19 protein-coding genes are annotated in these 17,407 nt (G+C 72.5%); 9 read left to right on the top strand and 10 right to left on the bottom strand.

Annotated elements, in window-relative coordinates; genetic code table 11:
* Positions 1-37: 37 nt before the first annotated feature.
* The 3 genes from ACIQWG_RS34950 to ACIQWG_RS34940 all read right to left on the bottom strand — a co-directional run bounded on the left by ACIQWG_RS34950 (position 38) and on the right by ACIQWG_RS34940 (position 1,606).
* The gene (locus ACIQWG_RS34950) at positions 38-328 is read right to left on the bottom strand and encodes a hypothetical protein (protein WP_404103159.1); all 291 of its coding nucleotides are present in this window, start codon (positions 326-328) and stop codon (positions 38-40) included.
* A gap of 255 nt (positions 329-583) precedes the next feature.
* Positions 584-877, bottom strand: coding sequence for a hypothetical protein (locus ACIQWG_RS34945; protein ID WP_404103157.1), 294 nt, complete (start codon positions 875-877; stop codon positions 584-586).
* A 243-nt stretch (positions 878-1,120) separates the two neighbouring features.
* Positions 1,121-1,606: a hypothetical protein gene (locus tag ACIQWG_RS34940; protein ID WP_404103154.1), complete on the bottom strand. Its 486-nt coding sequence runs from the start codon at positions 1,604-1,606 to the stop codon at positions 1,121-1,123.
* A 409-nt stretch (positions 1,607-2,015) separates the two neighbouring features.
* Here ACIQWG_RS34940 and ACIQWG_RS34935 point away from each other — a divergent pair, with 409 nt between their 5' ends.
* The 6 genes from ACIQWG_RS34935 (at position 2,016) to ACIQWG_RS34910 (ending at position 7,365) form a co-directional block, all read left to right on the top strand.
* Positions 2,016-2,783, top strand: a complete 768-nt coding sequence (locus ACIQWG_RS34935) for a hypothetical protein (protein WP_404103151.1) — start codon at positions 2,016-2,018, stop codon at positions 2,781-2,783.
* Between the two features lie 71 nt (positions 2,784-2,854).
* Positions 2,855-3,136, top strand: a complete 282-nt coding sequence (locus ACIQWG_RS34930; protein ID WP_404103148.1) for a hypothetical protein — start codon at positions 2,855-2,857, stop codon at positions 3,134-3,136.
* Between the two features lie 79 nt (positions 3,137-3,215).
* On the top strand, positions 3,216-4,454 hold the full coding sequence (locus tag ACIQWG_RS34925) for a wax ester/triacylglycerol synthase domain-containing protein (protein ID WP_404103145.1): 1,239 nt from the start codon (positions 3,216-3,218) through the stop codon (positions 4,452-4,454).
* Positions 4,455-4,480: 26 nt separating this feature from the next.
* Positions 4,481-4,771, top strand: a complete 291-nt coding sequence (locus tag ACIQWG_RS34920; protein ID WP_404103143.1) for a phosphopantetheine-binding protein — start codon at positions 4,481-4,483, stop codon at positions 4,769-4,771.
* Positions 4,768-5,982, top strand: a complete 1,215-nt coding sequence (locus tag ACIQWG_RS34915) for a beta-ketoacyl-[acyl-carrier-protein] synthase family protein (protein WP_404103140.1) — start codon at positions 4,768-4,770, stop codon at positions 5,980-5,982. The genes ACIQWG_RS34920 and ACIQWG_RS34915 overlap by 4 nt, the downstream gene beginning before the upstream one ends.
* 51 nt (positions 5,983-6,033) lie before the next feature.
* Positions 6,034-7,365 carry a wax ester/triacylglycerol synthase domain-containing protein gene (locus ACIQWG_RS34910; protein ID WP_404103136.1) on the top strand — a complete coding sequence of 444 codons (1,332 nt, stop codon included), beginning with the start codon at positions 6,034-6,036 and terminating at the stop codon, positions 7,363-7,365.
* Here ACIQWG_RS34910 and ACIQWG_RS34905 read toward each other — a convergent pair.
* Positions 7,313-7,804 carry a GNAT family N-acetyltransferase gene (locus tag ACIQWG_RS34905; protein WP_404103132.1) on the bottom strand — a complete coding sequence of 164 codons (492 nt, stop codon included), beginning with the start codon at positions 7,802-7,804 and terminating at the stop codon, positions 7,313-7,315. The genes ACIQWG_RS34910 and ACIQWG_RS34905 overlap by 53 nt on opposite strands.
* Before the next feature lie 9 nt (positions 7,805-7,813).
* Positions 7,814-8,737 (bottom strand): aminoglycoside phosphotransferase family protein, encoded by a 924-nt coding sequence (locus ACIQWG_RS34900; protein WP_404103129.1) that lies wholly within the window; start codon positions 8,735-8,737, stop codon positions 7,814-7,816.
* Between the two features lie 19 nt (positions 8,738-8,756).
* Here ACIQWG_RS34900 and ACIQWG_RS34895 point away from each other — a divergent pair, with 19 nt between their 5' ends.
* Positions 8,757-10,163 carry an NAD(P)/FAD-dependent oxidoreductase gene (locus ACIQWG_RS34895; protein ID WP_404103126.1) on the top strand — a complete coding sequence of 469 codons (1,407 nt, stop codon included), beginning with the start codon at positions 8,757-8,759 and terminating at the stop codon, positions 10,161-10,163.
* Between the two features lie 61 nt (positions 10,164-10,224).
* Here ACIQWG_RS34895 and ACIQWG_RS34890 read toward each other — a convergent pair whose 3' ends face one another.
* Genes ACIQWG_RS34890 through ACIQWG_RS34880 form a run of 3 tightly spaced genes read right to left on the bottom strand, consistent with a single transcriptional unit; the run spans position 10,225 to position 14,020 of the window.
* Entirely contained in the window at positions 10,225-11,721 is a 1,497-nt protein-coding gene (locus ACIQWG_RS34890; RefSeq protein WP_404103124.1) for an MFS transporter, read from the bottom strand.
* Between the two features lie 56 nt (positions 11,722-11,777).
* Positions 11,778-12,758, bottom strand: coding sequence for a zinc-binding dehydrogenase (locus tag ACIQWG_RS34885; protein WP_404103121.1), 981 nt, complete (start codon positions 12,756-12,758; stop codon positions 11,778-11,780).
* A gap of 53 nt (positions 12,759-12,811) precedes the next feature.
* A complete protein-coding gene (locus ACIQWG_RS34880) occupies positions 12,812-14,020 on the bottom strand; it encodes an FAD-dependent oxidoreductase (protein WP_404103118.1) in 1,209 nt (402 codons plus the stop codon).
* A 151-nt stretch (positions 14,021-14,171) separates the two neighbouring features.
* Between ACIQWG_RS34880 and ACIQWG_RS34875 the strand changes: the two genes are divergently transcribed.
* On the top strand, positions 14,172-14,867 hold the full coding sequence (locus ACIQWG_RS34875) for a pentapeptide repeat-containing protein (RefSeq protein WP_404103115.1): 696 nt from the start codon (positions 14,172-14,174) through the stop codon (positions 14,865-14,867).
* A gap of 51 nt (positions 14,868-14,918) precedes the next feature.
* Here the strand turns inward: ACIQWG_RS34875 and ACIQWG_RS34870 are convergent, their stop codons facing one another.
* Positions 14,919-15,419: a hypothetical protein gene (locus ACIQWG_RS34870; RefSeq protein ID WP_404103112.1), complete on the bottom strand. Its 501-nt coding sequence runs from the start codon at positions 15,417-15,419 to the stop codon at positions 14,919-14,921.
* Positions 15,420-15,462: 43 nt separating this feature from the next.
* On the opposite strand from ACIQWG_RS34870, the gene ACIQWG_RS34865 reads away from it, so the two are divergent.
* Complete coding sequence (locus ACIQWG_RS34865) at positions 15,463-16,905, top strand: M1 family metallopeptidase (RefSeq protein ID WP_404103109.1); 1,443 nt, start codon at positions 15,463-15,465, stop codon at positions 16,903-16,905.
* A gap of 24 nt (positions 16,906-16,929) precedes the next feature.
* On the opposite strand, the gene ACIQWG_RS34860 is transcribed toward ACIQWG_RS34865, so the two are convergent.
* A complete protein-coding gene (locus ACIQWG_RS34860) occupies positions 16,930-17,403 on the bottom strand; it encodes a hypothetical protein (protein ID WP_404103107.1) in 474 nt (157 codons plus the stop codon).
* Positions 17,404-17,407: the final 4 nt, after the last annotated feature.

Below are 17,407 nucleotides of genomic sequence, written 5' to 3'. Positions count from 1 at the left end.
CCTGGGGCCGGGGCACCGGAGAAGGATCTGTCCTACGTCACTTGCCGAAGGCGCTGTTGCTGCATCCCATGCTGGAGCCCAGGTGCGTGTCCTGCGCGCCGGGGTTGCCCTCGCCGTTCAGCAGGTTGCCGCCGAGGCCGTTGGCGATGCCGACCTGGCCGAGGATGTCGACGTTGGCGTCGTGCGACCGGCAGTTCGAGCTCTGAAGGACTTCGATGCTGTTGCCCTTCTTGCCGAAGTCGCCGTCGGCGTGCGCGGCGCCGGAGCCCAGGAGTCCGAGGCTCCCGAGGGCGGCGACCATGACGGCGGCCGTGCGGAGCTTGTGCATGTTCATCTCCGGTGGAGTGGAGTGGGTCGATCTGTCGCAGATCGACTTCGTACAATTACGGAGGCTAATAGGAAGTATTCCGACGCAATCGGCGGCACGCCGAATTCGGAAAAGTCTCACTACCTTGGCCGATGGTCCTGAATTGCCGTGCCCGGCAGGTGATTCCGGCGCAAAAAGGAGTCCCGGTACCGGGCTCGCGGCTCGGTACCGGGACTTTTGCTTCCCGCTTCGGTCGTCTGTGCGACCGTCAGAGCCTCAGAAGGCGCTGTTGTTGCAGCCCATGGTCGAGCCCAGGTGCGTGTCCTGCGCGGCCGGGTTGCCCTCGCCGTTGAGGCCGTTGCCCAGCAGGCCGTTGATGAGGCCGACGTTGCCCAGGACGTCGACGTTCAGGTCGTGCGACTTGCAGTTGGAGCTCTGGAGCACGCTGAACTTGTCGCCGCCGCTCTTGCCGCCCTGGCCGTGGCCGTCGGCGGTGGCCGTGCCGGCGCCGAGGAGGCCGACGGTGCCGATGGCGGCGACCACGACCGCAGCCTTGCGAAGCTTGTGCATGTCATCTCCGGTGGAGTGAGGTGGGTGCGATCTGTAGGAGATCGACTTCGTACAGTTACCGGAGATTAATAGGAAGTATCTGGACATGTAGGTACGACGCGCCGAGGCCCGTGATCTCGCGCGGGAAGCACCCGGAAGTCGCACATCGGGCGAACGGGCCCCGGGTGCCCGGCTGTCGGCGGCGTTGGGGCCCGTCGTCGGCGTCGCTGGTCACAGGCCCTCGTTCAAGGCCGTGACATCGGCTCAGCGCGTGTAGCGGGCGTGCGCGAGGGAGTTCGCCTGGCTGTTGGCCTGGTCGCAGTCGACGCCCTCGGTCTCGGCCGCGGCGAGTACGGCGACCGGGACGGCGGCGTTGAGCAGGGACTGCGGGCTGCACTCCTGGTACGGGCGGAACAGGTTGGCCTGCTCGATCGGCCCGGACGGGGCCACCGACGGCTGCGGGTTGACCTGCGGGCTGATCTTCGGGCTCAGTTGGGGGTTGACCTGCGGGCTGACATCGGCGCCCTCGCGGTGCGGCGCCGCCTGCCGCTGCGCGTGGGGCGAGTTGGAGGATTGCGCGCTGGCCTGGGTACGGCTCCATGACGTGGCCTGAAGGTCCTGCTGCCCGACCGGTGGCGGAACGGTGCCGTTGTACCCGACGGGGACGTCGGCGACGCTCGGGCCGACGCCCAGGGCCGACAGACCACTGGCTGCTGCTGCGATGAGCGCGACCTGCTGAAGCTTGCGCATGGGAACTCGGCCCTTCATTGACCTGTGCATGGAACGTATGGAAATGCGGCTGCGATGGACCATCGCTCTCTCCTGGTGCGGAACGAGAGAACCGTGAATTCAGTCACGTAAGCAGAGGCGGGGTCACCCGATTGCCAGAGGTGTGTGTAAATCCGATGGATGGCAATGGAGTGACTGAATGGCCGATCCCGTGACTTGGCCCGGGAAATGTCGTTGCCAGCGGAGAGAGGGCAGTGGCAGGAATCAGAGAGAGGCAACGGGATCCGCTGCTTCTCCGGCGTGAAGTCCACATGACAGCTCAGGCATTACCCCTGTAAGGGCGCAGTACGAATATCAGACTGAGCACACGCAAGACTGCACTGAAATACAACGGATTTCCCTGTACAGGTAATGAAGGGCCGAGGGTTCCATGCGCAAGCTTCACAAGGCCGCGCTCGTCGTCGCAGCGGCCGGCGGTCTGACCGCCATCGGCGCCGGCGTCAGCGAGGCGGCCGAATATCCCTATGGGTACGCCGGTGCCGCTCCGGCGCCCGCTCCCGAGTACCACCCGGCACCTCAGTACGCACCCGCTCCCCAGTACGCCCCGGCGCCGCAGTACGCGCCGGCCCCCCAGTACGCCCCGGCGCCGCAGTACGCACCCGCGCCGCAGTACGCCCCGGCGCCCGCTCCCCAGTACGCGCCGCCGCAGCACAGCGCCCCGCAGGCGATGGCGGCCTCGAGGTCGTCCGGCGTCGCGCAGGTCAGCCGGCCGCAGTACCAGCCGCAGTACCAGCCGCAGCCACAGCCGGCGCCGCAGTACATGGCTCCGCAGCCCGCCCCGCGCGAGGAGACCGGTTACGCCACCGCTTCCGCCTCGTCCGGCGGCTTCGCGGAGGCGACCAACGCGCCGCGCCCGGCCCCGCAGCAGTCGATGCCGCAGGTCATGCCGCAGGTCACCCCGCAGACGGCACCGCAGGTCATGCCGCAGGTCGCCCCGCAGGTCTCCGCCCCGCAGGTGTTCAACCCGGAGCCCCCGCCGCGGGTCGCGCCGCAGGTGAACCCGCAGGTCAACCCTGAGGTGAACCCGCTGATCAACCCGCTGGTCTCGCCGGCCAGCGCGCCGCAGGTGCCCGGGCTCGGTCTCGGACAGGTCGCGGCGCCCCCCGTGGGCCAGCTCGGTCTGCCCCGGCTCGGCTGACGGCTCCGCAAGAGCCCACCGTTCCCACCTCATTCGCCGCACATCCCATCTGCTCGACCAACGGAGAAGAAATGCGCAAGCTTCACAAGGCCGCCCTCCTGGGTGCCGTCCTCGGCAGCGTCGGCTCCCTCGGCGTGGGCACCGCCGCCGCCCACGGTGAGGCCCTGGCCCACGACGTCGACATCACGCAGGGCATCGAGTGCCGTTCGCACGACATGAACATCGACATCCTCGGCAACGTCGGTGCCCTCAACAGCGTGCTGGCCAACGCGCTCAACGGTGAAGGGTCGCCGGGCGCGCAGCCCAGCCACCTCGGCTCGGACATGGGCTGCAACAGCCAGGCGCTCAAGTAGCCGTACGAAGCGTCCGGTTCAACGCCCGCTCCGTCACGGGGCGGGCGTTGATGCTGGCCCTGGAGATCCGGAGGGACCGGTGCGACTGTCCTGCGCCGACGAAATGCTGCTGCTGAACGGCTGCCCGGGAGTCATCGGCCTGGCGGTGGTCCTCTCCGGTGAGCGGCCCGACGTGGACCGGGTGCGGGCGCGGGTCGTCGAGCGCTGGGCCGGCCTGGAGCGGATGAGCCGGGTCGTCGCCGGGCGGCGCGGACGGGCGCGGTGGGCCGTACCGGCGCCGTTCGATCCTCTGGCGCAGGTGGCCGTGGCGCGCGGCGGGTTGGACGAGCTGTGGGCGCGGAGCGTGGACCGGCCGCTGGGCGACGGGGTGCCGCCCTGGCGGCTGTTCCTGGTCCCGGACGCGGCGTACGGCGGTGACTTCGCCCTGGCGCTGGTGGCGCAGCACGCGCTGCTGGACGGGCGGTCGCTGGCGACGTTGATGCGCTCGCTGATGGACGAACCCGCGTCGGCGCGGGAGTCACGCCCGCCGGTGCCGTTGCCGCGCAGCGGGGTGCGGGCGGCCGGCCGGGAGCTCAGGGTGATGTCGGCGCCGGGGCAGGCCCTTCCGACGAGGGAGCCGGGTCGGACGTACGCCTCGGTCGCGGTCCGTGAACTGGGCGCGCACACCGTGCGATCCGCGCGCCGGCAGCCCGCCGAAGGGCGCGGCGCGACGCTGAACGAGCTGCTGGTGGGCGCGGTGGCCGGGGCGCTGCGGGACCGGTACGGCCCGGTGCGGCGGTGGCGGGGGCGGGAGGTGCCGGCGTACACGGCCGTACCCTGCGATCTGCGCACCCGGCGCAATCCGGCGGAACTCGGCAACACCCTCACGGTCGTCCGGGTCCCGTTGCCCGTGGACGTGGACGGTCCGGTGGCGCGGCTGCGGGCCTGCCAGGACGCGCTGGCCGGGGTGCCCGAGCGGGCCGCCGTACACGCCACCGTGCTGTTCCCGGCGGCGGAAGCGGCCCGGCGTACGGGCCCGTGGGTGACCCGGCTGCTGACCAGCCGCGGCCGGCACTCCTGTTTCGCGGCGACCGCGACCACGGCCATGAAGTGGCCCGGATCGGTGAGCACCTTCCAGGGCTGCCGACTCGTGCGCACGGTCGGGCTGCCGCCCTTGCAGCACCCGGGCACCGTCAGCTTCGCCCTGGCACAGGCAGGGGACACGTTCACGCTCACCGCGGTGGGCAACGCGGACCCGGACGACGCGGGTCGGCTCGCCGACGCGGTCGTCACGGAGTTCGAGACATGGGCTCGGACGGCTACGCCGTCAGTGCTCTGACGGCACCAGGAGATGGAGGCAGTTGCATGGAAGCCGAGCGCCGGGACACCGGGGACGTCTGGGAAGCGCTGCGCCCGCTGTGCGCGCGAGTGATGTCGGTGCCGCAGGAAGCGGTCGTGCCCGAGGCCCGGCTGGTCGCCGACCTGGGAGCCGACAGTCTGGACGTCACCGAACTGGAGGCGGCGTCCGAGGAGTTGTTCGGGGTGTCGCTGCGGGGGACGGACAAGAGCCTGGTGTCCACCGTGGGCGATGTCGCCGAGCTCATCGTGCGGCTGCGCGCCGGCGCCCCTGACGTCCACAGCACCGTCGCCCGATGACCGCCCGGCACGCCGTCACCGTCGCCGTCACGGGGCTGGGCGTCCGCTGTGCGGCCGGGGCGACGCCGCAGGCGCTGTGGGAGAGCCTGCTGGACTGCCGTTCGGCGGCCTCGCTGCACGTCTTCGACGACGAGGGAACCGTCGTGCACCCCGCGTGTCCGATGACCGACTTCGACCCCGCCGGACATCTGACGCCCAAGGAGGTGCGGCGGGCGGACCGTTCGGTGCAGCTGGCGGTGTGCGCGGCCGCGGACGCCGTGGCGGACGCCGGCGGGCTGCACGTCGATCCGGCGCGGCGGGCGGTGGTCACCGGGACCGGGTACGGCGGGGTGATCAGCCAGGAGGGCGGGATCGGACATCCCGATGTGCTCTACGCGCCCCGGCTGATGCACAACGCGGGGGCGTACTGGATCAGCGCCAGGTTCGATGTCACCGGGCCGAGTCTGACCGTCTCCACGGCCTGCGCCTCCGGGACGCACGCGGTGGGCGAGGCGATGCAGATGATCCGGGCCGGGTACGCGGACGTGGTGGTGGCGGGCGGGCACGACAGCCCCCTGACCCCCACGACGGCGTCGGCCTTCGGGCGGGCCGGGGCGATGGTCACCGAGTGCGAGGATCCGGCGTCCGCGTCACGGCCGTTCGATGTCGCCCGGCGCGGCTTCGTGCTCGCCGAGGGGGCCGCCTTCCTGGTGCTGGAGCGCCTGGACCTGGCCCGCGCGCGGGGCGCCCGTGTCCACGCCACGCTCACCGGGTACGGGCGCACCTCCGACGCCCACCACCTCACGGCACCGCATCCCGACGGGGCGGGCGCGCGGGCGTGCATGGAGCAGGCGCTCGCCGACGCCGGTACGTCGGCCGAAGCCGTCACCCATGTCAACGCGCACGGCACCGGCACCGAGCTGAACGACCTCGCCGAGGCGCGGGCCATCAGTGCCCTGTTCGGGCCGCGCGCGGTGCCCGTGACCGCGCCCAAGGCGGTGACCGGGCACGGTCTGGGGCTCGCGGGAGCGCTGGAGGCGGTGATCACGGTCCTGTCGGTGCGGGAAGGGCTCGCGCCGCCGACCGCCCATCTCACACGGCTGGATCCCCGCTGCGAACTGGACGTGGTCACCGGCGAGGCCCGCAAGATCCCGGACGGACCGGTGATCAGCAACAGCTTCGCCTTCGGCGGCCACAACGCCTGTGTCGTCTTCGACTCGCCCCACGGCTGAGCCGCGGAGCCGGGGGCTTTCGGGGGCCTTGGGAACGGAAGGCTGGGGAAGATGAGGCTGACGGCCATCGAGGAAGGGCATCTGCGCAACGGGCTGCCGGGGACGATCGGCATCGCCGCGATGTTCCCCGGCGACGCGGGGCCGCTCGACCTGGCGCGGATGCGGTCGCGGGTGCTCGAACGGTGGGGTGCGCTGGACCGGATGAGCCTGGTGCCGGTGCCTCCCGCCGGGCCCTCCGCGCTGTCGGGCCATCGGTGGTCGGCCGACCGGCCGTTCGATCCCGCCGCGCACATCGCCGGCACCGACCTGGACGTGGAGTCGCTGCTGTCCGAGGGGGTCTCGCGGCCCCTGCCGCCGGACCGGCCGCCGTGGAAGCTGCTGGTCACGGGGCCCACCACACCGGCGGGTGAACACGCCGTGGTGCTGCTCGCCCATCACGCGCTGCTGGACGGACGGTCCCTGGAGACCCTCTTCCGGCTGCTGATGGACGACGCCGCGCCGCCGCAGCCGTCCGCGCCGGCCGTGCCGACGCGAGGGCGTCGGGGCGTCCGTGCGGCCACCGTCGGACGGGAGTTGCGTCGCATCGGAGCCGTCGGCCGGCCCGTCCCCCCGTCGTCCGATGGCGAGGCCCGTCCTTCGGTGGCGGTGGTCGGGATCGACCCGCGAGTGATGCGCGCGGCCCGCCGTCAGCCGGCCGGCGGGCGCGGGGCGACGCTCAACGAACTGCTCCTGAGCACGTACGCCGGTGCCCTGCGCGCCTGGTCGAAGGATGTGCCGTCCCCGCTGTACGCCACCGTGCCGGTGGACCTGCGGACCCGGTACGACGCACAGCGGCTCGGCAACGGCGTCACCGCGCTGCGCGTCGAACTGCCCCTGGACCTCGACTCCCCGGTGGCCCGGCTGCGGGCGTGCCAGGAGCAGGTCGCGGCGTTCGAGCTGCGCTGCGACGCCCACCGCGCGATCCTTCCCACGCTCCAGGCCGCCGCGCGCACCGTCCCGTGGCTGGCCGGGGTCATGGCCAGGCGGCTGGCCCGCCCGGAGCTGACCACGAGCCTGTGCACCGCCTTCAAGTGGCGGGACAACCCGAGCCACTTGTACGGCCGCCCCCTGACGCGGGTCGTCCCGCTGCCGCAGCTCTCCCCGCCGGGCACGGCCAACCTCTGCCTCGTGCACACCGCCGACGCCTACACGCTCACCGTCGTCAGCCATCTGCGCGCCGGGGACGCCGGGCTGATCGGCGCGGCCGTGGTGCGGGAGCTGGAGGCGGTCGCGGCGGCGGAGGTGCCCGCCGCCCAGGTGGTCCAGGGGGTGCCGCGGACCGGGGCGCGGGTCAGGGCGTCCTCGTCGGCGACGAGCCGAGGTCGGCGAGCGCCTCGTCCGTGAGGCGGTACACCGTCCACTCGTCCTGGGGGCGGGCGCCGAGGGACTCGTAGAAGGCGATGGACGGGGTGTTCCAGTTCAGTACGGACCACTCCAGGCGCTGGTAGCCGCGCTCCACGCAGAGTCGGGCCAGTTCGGCGAGCAGGGCCTTGCCGTGGCCGGCGCCGCGGGCGGTGGGGCGGACGTAGAGGTCCTCCAGGTAGATGCCGTGGACGCCGCGCCAGGTGGAGAAGTTCAGGAACCAGAGCGCACAGCCGACGGTCTCGCCGGTGGTGTCGTCGGCCGCGATGTGGGCGTAGGCGGCGGGCCGGTCGCCGAAGAGGGCCTCGTGGAGTTGCTCCGGGGTGGCCCTCGCCTCCTCCAGTGCCTTCTCGTACTCGGCGAGTTCGCGGATCAGGGCGTGCAGGGCGGGGACGTCGGCGGGAGTGGCGGGTCGGATCATGGGATGAGGCTAACCGGGGTGGTGCCGCAGGCGCCGCGCGATTTCCAGGTGGGCGGCGAGCGGGGTGTCGCCTTCCTCCAGCCGCCACAGCGAGTTCTGTAGCACCCGGCCCAGCGTCCAGGCGCGGGCCCGGCCCCGGTCCAGGCCGAGCACCCCGGTCATGGCGTCGAAGCGCCACTCCACCTCGTCCGCGTCGAAGCGGTTCCACAGCGCCGGGAACAGGTCGAAGCCGGGGTCGCCCGCGAGCGGCTTGGGGTCGATGGCGAGCCAGGGTGCCCGGTCGCAGGCGAGGACGTTCTCGAAGTGCAGGTCCCAGTGCAGCAGCCGGTCGCCCGGGTCGGCGGCGACCTCGCGCACGGCCGCCGCGCAGTCGGCGATCAGGCGGCGGGTGGCGGGGTCGGGGATCGTCTCCAGAACGGCGGGGGTCCGCTCCAGCATGGCCGTGGCGATGTCGCCGAGGCGGCGCATGTCGGGTGGGGCCTGGGTGGAGGTGAGCCGGGCCAGGAGGCGGGCGACGATCAGTGTGGCCTCGCGGGCGTCCGGGTGGGCGTCCAGCATCCGGTCCGGGTCGAGCCGTTCCAGCAGCAGGGTGCCGCTCTCGTCGTCGGCCTCCAGCAGCCGGACCGCGCCGTCGCCGTGCCACGCCCGCAGCGCGGCCGGCTCGCCCACGGTCTCCTCGTCGACGTCCTGGAGCTTGAGCACGGCCCGTGTCCCGTCGGCCCGCAGCACGGGCAGGACCAGCGCGCAGCGGCCGTACATCGTCGGGCCGTCCACCCGGAGCCGCCAGTGATCCAGGAAGCGGCCGGCCCGTTCCGCGAGCGCGAAGACGTGGGCGCGGCCCGCCTCGCCGTCGTACCGCACATGCTGGGCGATGAGCTCGTCCGGGATGTCGATCACTTTGCGGACCCTACTGGGGTGCCGGAATCGGCTCATGCGAATTAACGTCCTCGCCATGAGCAGCTCGGGCAGCGGTGCCGTGAACGGCGGCATCTCCTACTGGTACGCGGACGACGGCATCCCTGCGGCGCGGGAGCCGCTGGGCGGGGACGCCGCCGCGGACGTCGTGATCGTGGGTGGCGGGTACACGGGTCTGTGGACCGCGTACTACTTGAAGAAGGCGGTCCCCTTCCTTCGCATCACCCTTCTTGAACAGAAGTTCTGCGGCTACGGCGCCTCGGGGCGCAACGGCGGCTGGCTGTACAACGGGATCGCGGGGCGCGACCGGTACGCCAAGCTGCACGGCCACGACGCCGCCGTACGGCTCCAGCGGGCCATGAACGACACCGTCGACGAGGTCATCGCGGTCGCGCGGGACGAGGGCATCGACGCCGACGTCCACAAGGGCGGGGTGCTCGAAGTGGCGCGTACGCCCGCCCAGTTGGCGCGGCTGAAGGAGTTCCACGCGCACGAGCTGGCGTACGGCGAGAAGGACCGCGAGCTGTACGACGCCCGCCGGACCGCCGAGCGGATCCGGGTCGCCGACGCGGTCGGCTCGACCTGGACGCCGCACGGCGCGCGCGTGCACCCCGTCAAGCTGGTCAAGGGGCTCGCGGCGGCCGTCGAGGCGCTCGGCGTGACGATCCACGAGCTGACGCCGGTCACCGAGATCCGGCCGAAGCACGCGGTCACCCCGTACGGCACCGTCCGCGCGCCCTACGTCCTGCGCTGCACCGAGGGCTTCACGGCGAACCTCAAGGGCCAGCACCGGACCTGGCTGCCGATGAACTCCTCGATGATCGCCACCGAGCCGCTGACCGACGAGCAGTGGGAGTCGGTGGGCTGGGACGGGCGCGAGACGCTGGGCGACATGGCTCACGCCTACATGTACGCGCAGCGCACGGCCGACGGGCGGATCGCGCTGGGCGGGCGCGGGGTGCCGTACCGCTTCGGGTCGCGCACGGACAACGACGGCCGGACCCAGCCGGAGACCATCGAGGCCCTGCGCGAGATCCTCGTCGGGTTCTTTCCGTCGCTGGCGGGGGTGGGGATCGAGCACGCCTGGTCCGGGGTGCTCGGGGTGCCGCGTGACTGGTGCGCGACCGTCACGCTGGACCGGTCGTCCGGGCTCGGCTGGGCGGGCGGCTACGTCGGCTCGGGCGTCGCCGCCGCCAACCTCGCGGCACGGACCCTGCGGGACCTGGTGCAGCTGGACTCGGGCCAGGGAGTGAAGACCGAGCTCACCGAGCTGCCGTGGGTCGGGCACCGGGTGCGCAAGTGGGAGCCGGAGCCGCTGCGCTGGCTGGGGGTGCACGGACTGTACGCCGCGTACCGGGCGGCGGACCGCCGGGAGTTCGGCACGCCGCGCGCCGAGTCCTCGCGGGCGGCGCGGGTGGCGGACCGGATCGCCGGGCGGCACTGACGCGACACGGTGAGGGGGAGGGGCTCCGCGGTCCGAGGGGGCCCCTCCCCGGTTCGTGGGGTCAGGCCACCGGCTCCGGTGTCGGCGTCCGCCGCGGGGAGCCGTGTTTCGGGGCCTTCGCCGTGACCATCAGGGTCGCGACCACGCCGGCCATGAGCATGATGGCGGCGGCCCACCAGATGGCGACGGTGTAGCCGTGCACGACGCCCTCCTTGGTGACCAGGGCCCGCTGGGCCGGGTCGGTGAGATGGGCCGTGATGTAGGCGGTACTGCTGGTGGTGGCGATGGTGTTCAGCAGGGCCGTGCCTATGGAGCCGCCCACCTGCTGCGAGGTGTTGACGGTCGCCGAGGTGACACCGGAGTCCTGCGGGGCCACGCCCGCCGTCGCCGTCGCGAACACCGGCATGAAGATCAGGCCCATGCCCAGGCCCAGCAGGATCAGGGCGGGCAGGATGTCGGACGCGTACGACGAGTGCACCGTCAGCCGGGTCAGCAGCACCATGCCGACCGCCGCCAGCAGGGCGCCCGGGCCCATGAGGACGCGGGGTGCCACATGGTCCAGGAGGCGGGCGGCGATCTGGGTGGAGCCGATGATGATCGCGGCGGTGAGTGGGAGGAAGGCGAGGCCGGTCATCACCGGCGAGTAGTCGAGGATGACCTGGAGGTAGTAGGTCATGAACAGGAACAGCCCGAACATGCCGATCACGGCCAGCGCCATGGTGAGGAAGCAGCCGGCGCGGTTGCGTTCCCTGATGATGTGCAGCGGCAGCAGGGGCATCGGCGCCCGGGTCTGCCACCAGACGAAGGTGGCGAGGAGCGCGACCCCGCCCGCGAAGAGCGCGAGGACCAGCGGGTCGGTCCAGCCGCGCGGCTCCGCCTCGGCGAATCCGTAGACGATGGCGACCAGGCCGCCGCAGCCCAGCAGTACGCCCGGTACGTCGAGCCGGGCGCCCGGGTGGGTGGGGCTGTCGTGCAGCAGGGCCAGGGCGCCGAAGACGGCGATCACGGCGATCGGCACGTTGACGTACAGGCACCAGCGCCAGTCCAGGTACTCGGTGAGCAGCCCGCCGACGATGAACCCGATCGCGCTGCCGCTGCCGGCCAGCGCGCCGTAGATGCCGAAGGCCTTGCCGCGCTCCTTGGGGTCGGTGAAGGTCGTGGTGAGCAACGACAGGGCCGACGGGGCCAGTACGGCGGCGAACACGCCCTGGAGGGCGCGGGCGCCGAAGAGCATGCCGGCCGTGGTGGCGGCGCCGCCGAGCGCGGAGGCGGCGGCGAAGCCGATGAGGCCGACGACGAAGGTGCGTTTGCGGCCCACCAGGTCGGCTATCCGGCCGCCGAGCAGCAGCAGCCCGCCGAAGGCCAGGGTGTAGGCGGTGATGACCCACTGGCGGTTGCCGTCGGTCATGCCGAGGTCGTCCTGTGCGGACGGGAGGGCGATGTTCACGATGGTCGCGTCGAGGACCACCATGAGCTGCGCGAGCGCGATGATCACCAGCCCCCACCAGCGGCGGGGGTCGGCTTCCCGGGCTTGTTCACCCGTTCGGGTGACGGTCATCTGGCCAGAAGACCATGCTTCGGGGAGGGACGCATCTGGGGACTGCTTACGGCTGGTCACGGCTCCAGCACCACCTTTCCGGTGGTCGCGCGGGTCTCCAGGGCGCGGTGCGCGGCCGCCGCCTCGGCGAGCGGAAAGCGCCGCACGGCCGGGGTGAGACGGCCCGCGGCGGCCTCGGCGAGGGCGCGCAGTTCGAGGGTCCGTACCGGGTTGGGGCCGCCTGCCCTGCGCATCATCGCGGGGCCGAGGACGTTCTCGGAGACGCCGTCGACGAGGTACGGCTCGCCTTCGTGCGGACCCTGGCCGGACCAGCCGAAGACGAGGTGCCTGCCGCCCGGCGCGAGCAGGGCCACGCACGCGCGGGCCACGTCGCCGCCGACGCCGTCGAGGACCACGGTGGCGCCGCGTCCGCCGAGGAAGGCGCGGACCTTGTCGGGCCAGGCCGGGTCCGTGTAGTCCACGGCGAGATCGGCACCGTTGTCCCGCACCCGGGCCGCCTTCCGCGGCCCGCCGGCCAGCCCGACGACGACGGCGCCGGCGTTCCCGGCGTACTGCACGAGCAGGGTGCCGATGCCGCCCGCCGCCGCCGGGATCACGGCCACCGCGTCCGGGCCGAGGTCGGCGAACTGAAGGATCCCCATCGCCGTACGGCCCGTACCGATCATGGCGACGGCCTCGGCGAAGTCGAGGTTCTCCGGGATCTCGTGGACGCGGTCCACGTCCGTGACCGCCAGTTCGGCGTAGCCGCCCGGGGCGAAGCCGAGGTGGGCCACGACGCGCTTGCCGAGCCAGAGCGGCGCGACGCCCTCGCCGAGGGACGCGACGACTCCGGCGACCTCGCGGCCGGGGATCGTGGGCAGCGTCGGGAGCTCGGGCGCGGGGCCCTGGACGCCCTCGCGCAGCACGGTGTCGAGGAGGTGGACGCCGGCCGCCGCGACGGCGATCCGTACCTGGCCGGGGCCTGGTCCGGGGTCGTCGAGTTCCTCGTAGGCGAGATTCTCGGCCGGGCCGAAGGAGTGCAGACGGATGGCGTGCATGGGGTCCCCCATCGGTTCGAACGCGGGTCTGTCAGGCCGCCAACTCTTCAACCTCAAGCTTGCTTGAGGTCAAGGGTGGGCCGGCCGGGCTTTCCGAGGGGGTGCGCTCCGGCGGCGTGCTGTCCGAGCGCCAGGGACACGGCCGTGAGGGCGCTGTTGAAGGAGACCTCGGACAGCACGCCGGGGGCGGCGACCTGATCGCCCGCCAGATAGACCCCGTCGCCGCGGTCGACGGCCGGGCGGTCGCGCCAGCTGGTGCCGGGCAGGTCGACGGCGCCGGTACGGCCGTTCGACATGGCCTCGCGGCGCCAGGTGACCCGCTCGCGCCAGCCGGGGAAGCCGAGGTCGAGCAGCCGCTCGGCGCGGGCGATGCCGTCGGCCTTGGACTCGTGCGGGGCGATCGGGATCTGTCCCTGGATCAGCTGTTCACCCGCCGGTGCCAGCGACCGGTCCTGCGCGGTGAACCGCTCCAGCCACCCCGTCTCGTCGAGATCGGATACGACGAAGGCGTCCCCGCGCCGGGTGCGCACCGCCAGATCGATGAGCGCCGTACGCCCGCCGGTCCAGGTCAGGGAGTCGTCCTTCAGCAGGCGCCGGGCGGCGTCGAGGGAGGTGGCGACGACGAGGGGCGCGTCGGACGGCAGGTCGTCGAGGCTGTCGACGCGCGAGACGGTCTCCATCCGCACGCCGAGATTCCACGCCCGTGCCGCCATCCGGTCGATGACGCTCGCCCAGCCGCCCACCGGGTAGTGCGCCTCGGGAGGCAGCTTGGTGGCCCGGCGCAGCCGCTCCTGCACGAACGCGGCGGACAGGGCGCCGGGGTCGTGGTGGAACAGGGCGACGGCGCAGTAGTGCGCGGCGGCACGGGCGCCCTCCTCGCCGGCGACACCGGTGGCCCAGGTCATGAAGTCGACGTCGACGGGTGCCTGTGGCAGGGCGGGCCGCAGCAGCTTGAGCATGCCGAAGGGCGGGGTGCGGCGCAGGACGCCGCGGTGCCGCAGCCGGAGCCGGGCGGCCTCCAGGGGCGGGATCGGCGCGAGCGGCCCGATGAGGTCGCGCTGCTTGAGCCAGGCCCAGTGCGGGCCGCCGTTGTACAGGGCGTGCGGTCCCTCGTTGGTCCGGTACGGCCCCGCGGTGGTCCGCGCGCGTCCGCCGAGCGTGTGATGGGCTTCGTACACGGTCACCTTGGCGCCCGCCTCGGCGGCGGTGATGGCCGCGGTGAGTCCGGCGAAGCCGCCGCCGATGACGGTGATGCGATGCATGACTGGGGTCTCCCTCTGGCTCGGGTCGCCTTCGTTGCCCTCTTTCCGTGCATACGACGGCCCTGGGCACCCGGAATGTGACATCGCGGCTGTCGGCATGGTGTTCGTGCAGGTCACGGGGATTGTCAGTGGCGGGGTGCAGCATGGGGACATGGCGAGGAGAGCGATGGGCGGGGCCGGTGGGCCAGGCAGGGGCGGTGTGAAGGGGGCGCGGCGCCCGGAGCTGCGGCTGCCGCCGCTGGAGCCGTACCGGGACGGGCGGTTGGAGCCGGACGGGGACTACGACAGCCTGGAGTTCCGGGAAGAGGACCTGACCGGGCAGAACGGCCGGGGTGCCCGTTTCATGGACTGCGCGCTGAAGGGCTGTGTCCTGGACGAGACGGGGCTTCGGCACGCCAGGATCCTCGACTCCGTCCTCACCGCGCCCCGCGGTGTCGGCACCGACCTGGCGGAGTCGACGCTGCGGGATGTGGAGCTGACCGACGCGCGGCTGGGCGGGGTGCAGCTGCACGGGGCGGTGCTGGAGCGGGTCGTGATCAGGGGCGGCAAGATCGACTACCTGAACCTGCGCAAGGCCGGACTGAGAGACGTCGTCTTCGAGGGCTGCGTCCTGGTCGAGCCGGACTTCGGGGGCGCCCGGCTGGAGCGGGTGGAGTTCACGGACTGCGCGCTGAAGGGGGCGGACCTCACCGGGGCGACACTGACTGACGTCGATCTGAGGGGGGCGGCGGAGCTGGAGATCGCTCGCGGGGTGGGGCGGCTGGCGGGGGCGGTGATCAGCGCGGGGCAACTGGTGGATCTGGCGCCGGTGTTGGCCGCGGAGTGGGGGATTCGGGTGGAGGGGTAGGGGGTCTCGGGGCGAGCTTTCGCCGGGGTCTGGTGGGGGCCGGCCCGGGGTTCAGGCCACCCGGGGATAGCGGGCCTGGAGGGTCCAGATCGCCGGGTTCTCGCCCAGGTCGTCGTGCAGGTCGATCAGGTCGGCCAGGAGGTCGTGCAGGAAGTCCCGGGCCTCTCGGCGCAGTTCGGCGTGGGCGAAGGACAGCGGGGGCTCCTCCGCGGGCATCCAGTCCGCCTCGATGTCCACCCAGCCGAAGCGGCGCTCGAAGAGCATGCGGTCGGTGGACTCGGTGAAGTCCAGCTCGGCCCGCTGGGGGCGGGCGGCGCGGGAGCCGGCCGGGTCCTGGTCCAGCTGTTCGGCGATGTCGCACAGGGCCCACGCGAAGTCGAGCACCGGCACCCATCCCCAGGCTGTGGACAACTCCCGGTCCGCCTTGGTGTCGGCGAGATAGACGTCCCCACAGAACAGGTCGTGACGCAGGGCGCGGACGTCCGCGCGGCGGTAGTCCGTCTGCGGGGGGTCCGGGAACCGGTTGGAGAGGGCGTAGCCGATGTCGAGCACGGAGGTGATGGTGTCACGGCCGGTCGCTCATAGGATCACTGGCGTGTCCCGTTCCGTGCCTGTTGTCCCGACCGTCCGTTGTCTGCCGGCCGTCGGCTGCGCCCTGCTCGCCCTCGCCCTCACCGCGTGCGGCGGGGGAGTCCATGGCACGCCGGGCGGTTCCGGGGTGCGCGACCCGTACTTCCCCAAGGCGGGCAACGGCGGCTACGACGTCACCCACTACACCCTGGACCTCGCCTACGACCCGGACGCCCCGGACGACCGCCGGCTCACCGGCACGGCGGAGATCACCGCCCGCGCCGACAAGGACCTGTCCGCCTTCGACCTCGATCTGAAGGGGATGGACGTCGAGCGGGTCTCGGTGGAGGGGGAGCGCGCCCGCTGGAGCCGTAACGGCCAGGAGCTGGTGGTCCGTCCGCACGACGAGCTCGACGAGGGCGAGACCTTCGCCGTCACCGTCCGCTACTCGGGAAGCCCGCAGACCGTCACCGACCCCGACGGCTCCGAGGAGGGCTGGCTCGCCACCGACGACGGTGCGCTCGCCCTCGGGGAGCCGGTGGGGTCGATGGCGTGGTTCCCGGGCAACCACCACCCCTCGGACAAGGCGTCGTACGACATCTCGGTCACCGTGCCGGAGGGGCTCCAGGTCGTCTCCAACGGGGAGTTGGCCGACCGGAGCACGAGCGGCGACAGGCGCCGTACGACCTTCCACTGGCGCACGGCGGAACCCATGGCCACGTACGTCGCGATGCTCGCGATCGGTGACTACGACATCCGCCGCACCACGGTCCCCGGCGCGGCGGGGGGACGGCTGCCCGTCTACACCGCGGTCACCCCCTCCCAGGCGGCCCCCGCCCGCAAGGTGCTCGACCGGATCCCCGAGATCATGGAGTGGGCGGAGTACAACTTCGGCCCCTACCCGTTCTCCTCCACCGGAGCGGTCGTCGCCACGGAGGAGGCCTCCGACTACGCCCTGGAGACCCAGAACCGGCCCGTCTTCCCGGGCGCCCCCAGCACCGAGCTCCTCGTCCACGAGCTGGCGCACCAGTGGTTCGGCAACTCCGTGACGCCGAAGAGCTGGCGGGACATGTGGCTGAACGAGGGCTTCGCGACCTACGCGGAGTGGCTGTGGCAGGAGGACAACGGGGGCGACACCGCCCAGGAGACCTTCGACGCCCTGTACGACCACGGCGAGGACGAGCACGAGGACCTGTGGTCCTTCCCGCCCGCCGACCCCGCGAGCGCCGCGAACATCTCCGACTCGCCGGTGTACGAGCGGGCCGCGATGCTCCTCCACAAGATCCGCCGCACGGTCGGCGACGACACCTTCTACGACATCGTCCAGGGCTGGGCGGCGGACCACCGCCACGGGAACGCGAACACGGAGGACTTCACGGCCTACGTCGAGGAGAAGGCCCCGGACAAGGACTTCACCGCGCTGTGGGAGGACTGGCTGTACGGCGACGGCAAACCCGAACGGCCATGACGGCCCCGCGCCTCCCCCGGCCTCTCACCCGGCCCTCTCCAGATCCCGCCGCATCGCCGCCCGCGCGGCCCAGACCGCCTCGGCATGCTTGAGCCGCCGCTGCTGCAACTCCGGTGAACCGAGCGGCGGGTCACCGGCGGCGAACACGTCCTGGAGGTCCCGCAGGGTCGCGTACACCTCTTCGAGTACGTCCGACAGCTCCTGAGGGGCGCAGATCAGGGCACTCTCCCGGGCCTCGTCGCATCCCGACGCCCGGAACGCCTCCCGCACGGCCGACTCCCGTACGCCCTCCTCCTGGCCGCGACCGGTCACGGCGGCCGTGTGCATGGCCTCGTAGGCCAGCCGGTACTTCGTCAGAACGGTCACATAGATCTGCCTGCGCTCCTGCCGGGTCCGGTCGGCCAGGTCACGGCGCCAGCGCACGCGATCCGCGAACAGCGTCGAGCCGACACCGACGAGAGCGCCGAGTGCGGTGGCGGCGAGTGTCGTCCAGTCCACGTCG

Source organism: Streptomyces sp. NPDC098781, from assembly GCF_044759995.1.
GTDB lineage: Bacteria > Actinomycetota > Actinomycetes > Streptomycetales > Streptomycetaceae > Streptomyces.
The sequence above is the reverse complement of the archived record's forward strand: the minus strand, read 5'-3'. Positions and strand labels throughout refer to the sequence as shown.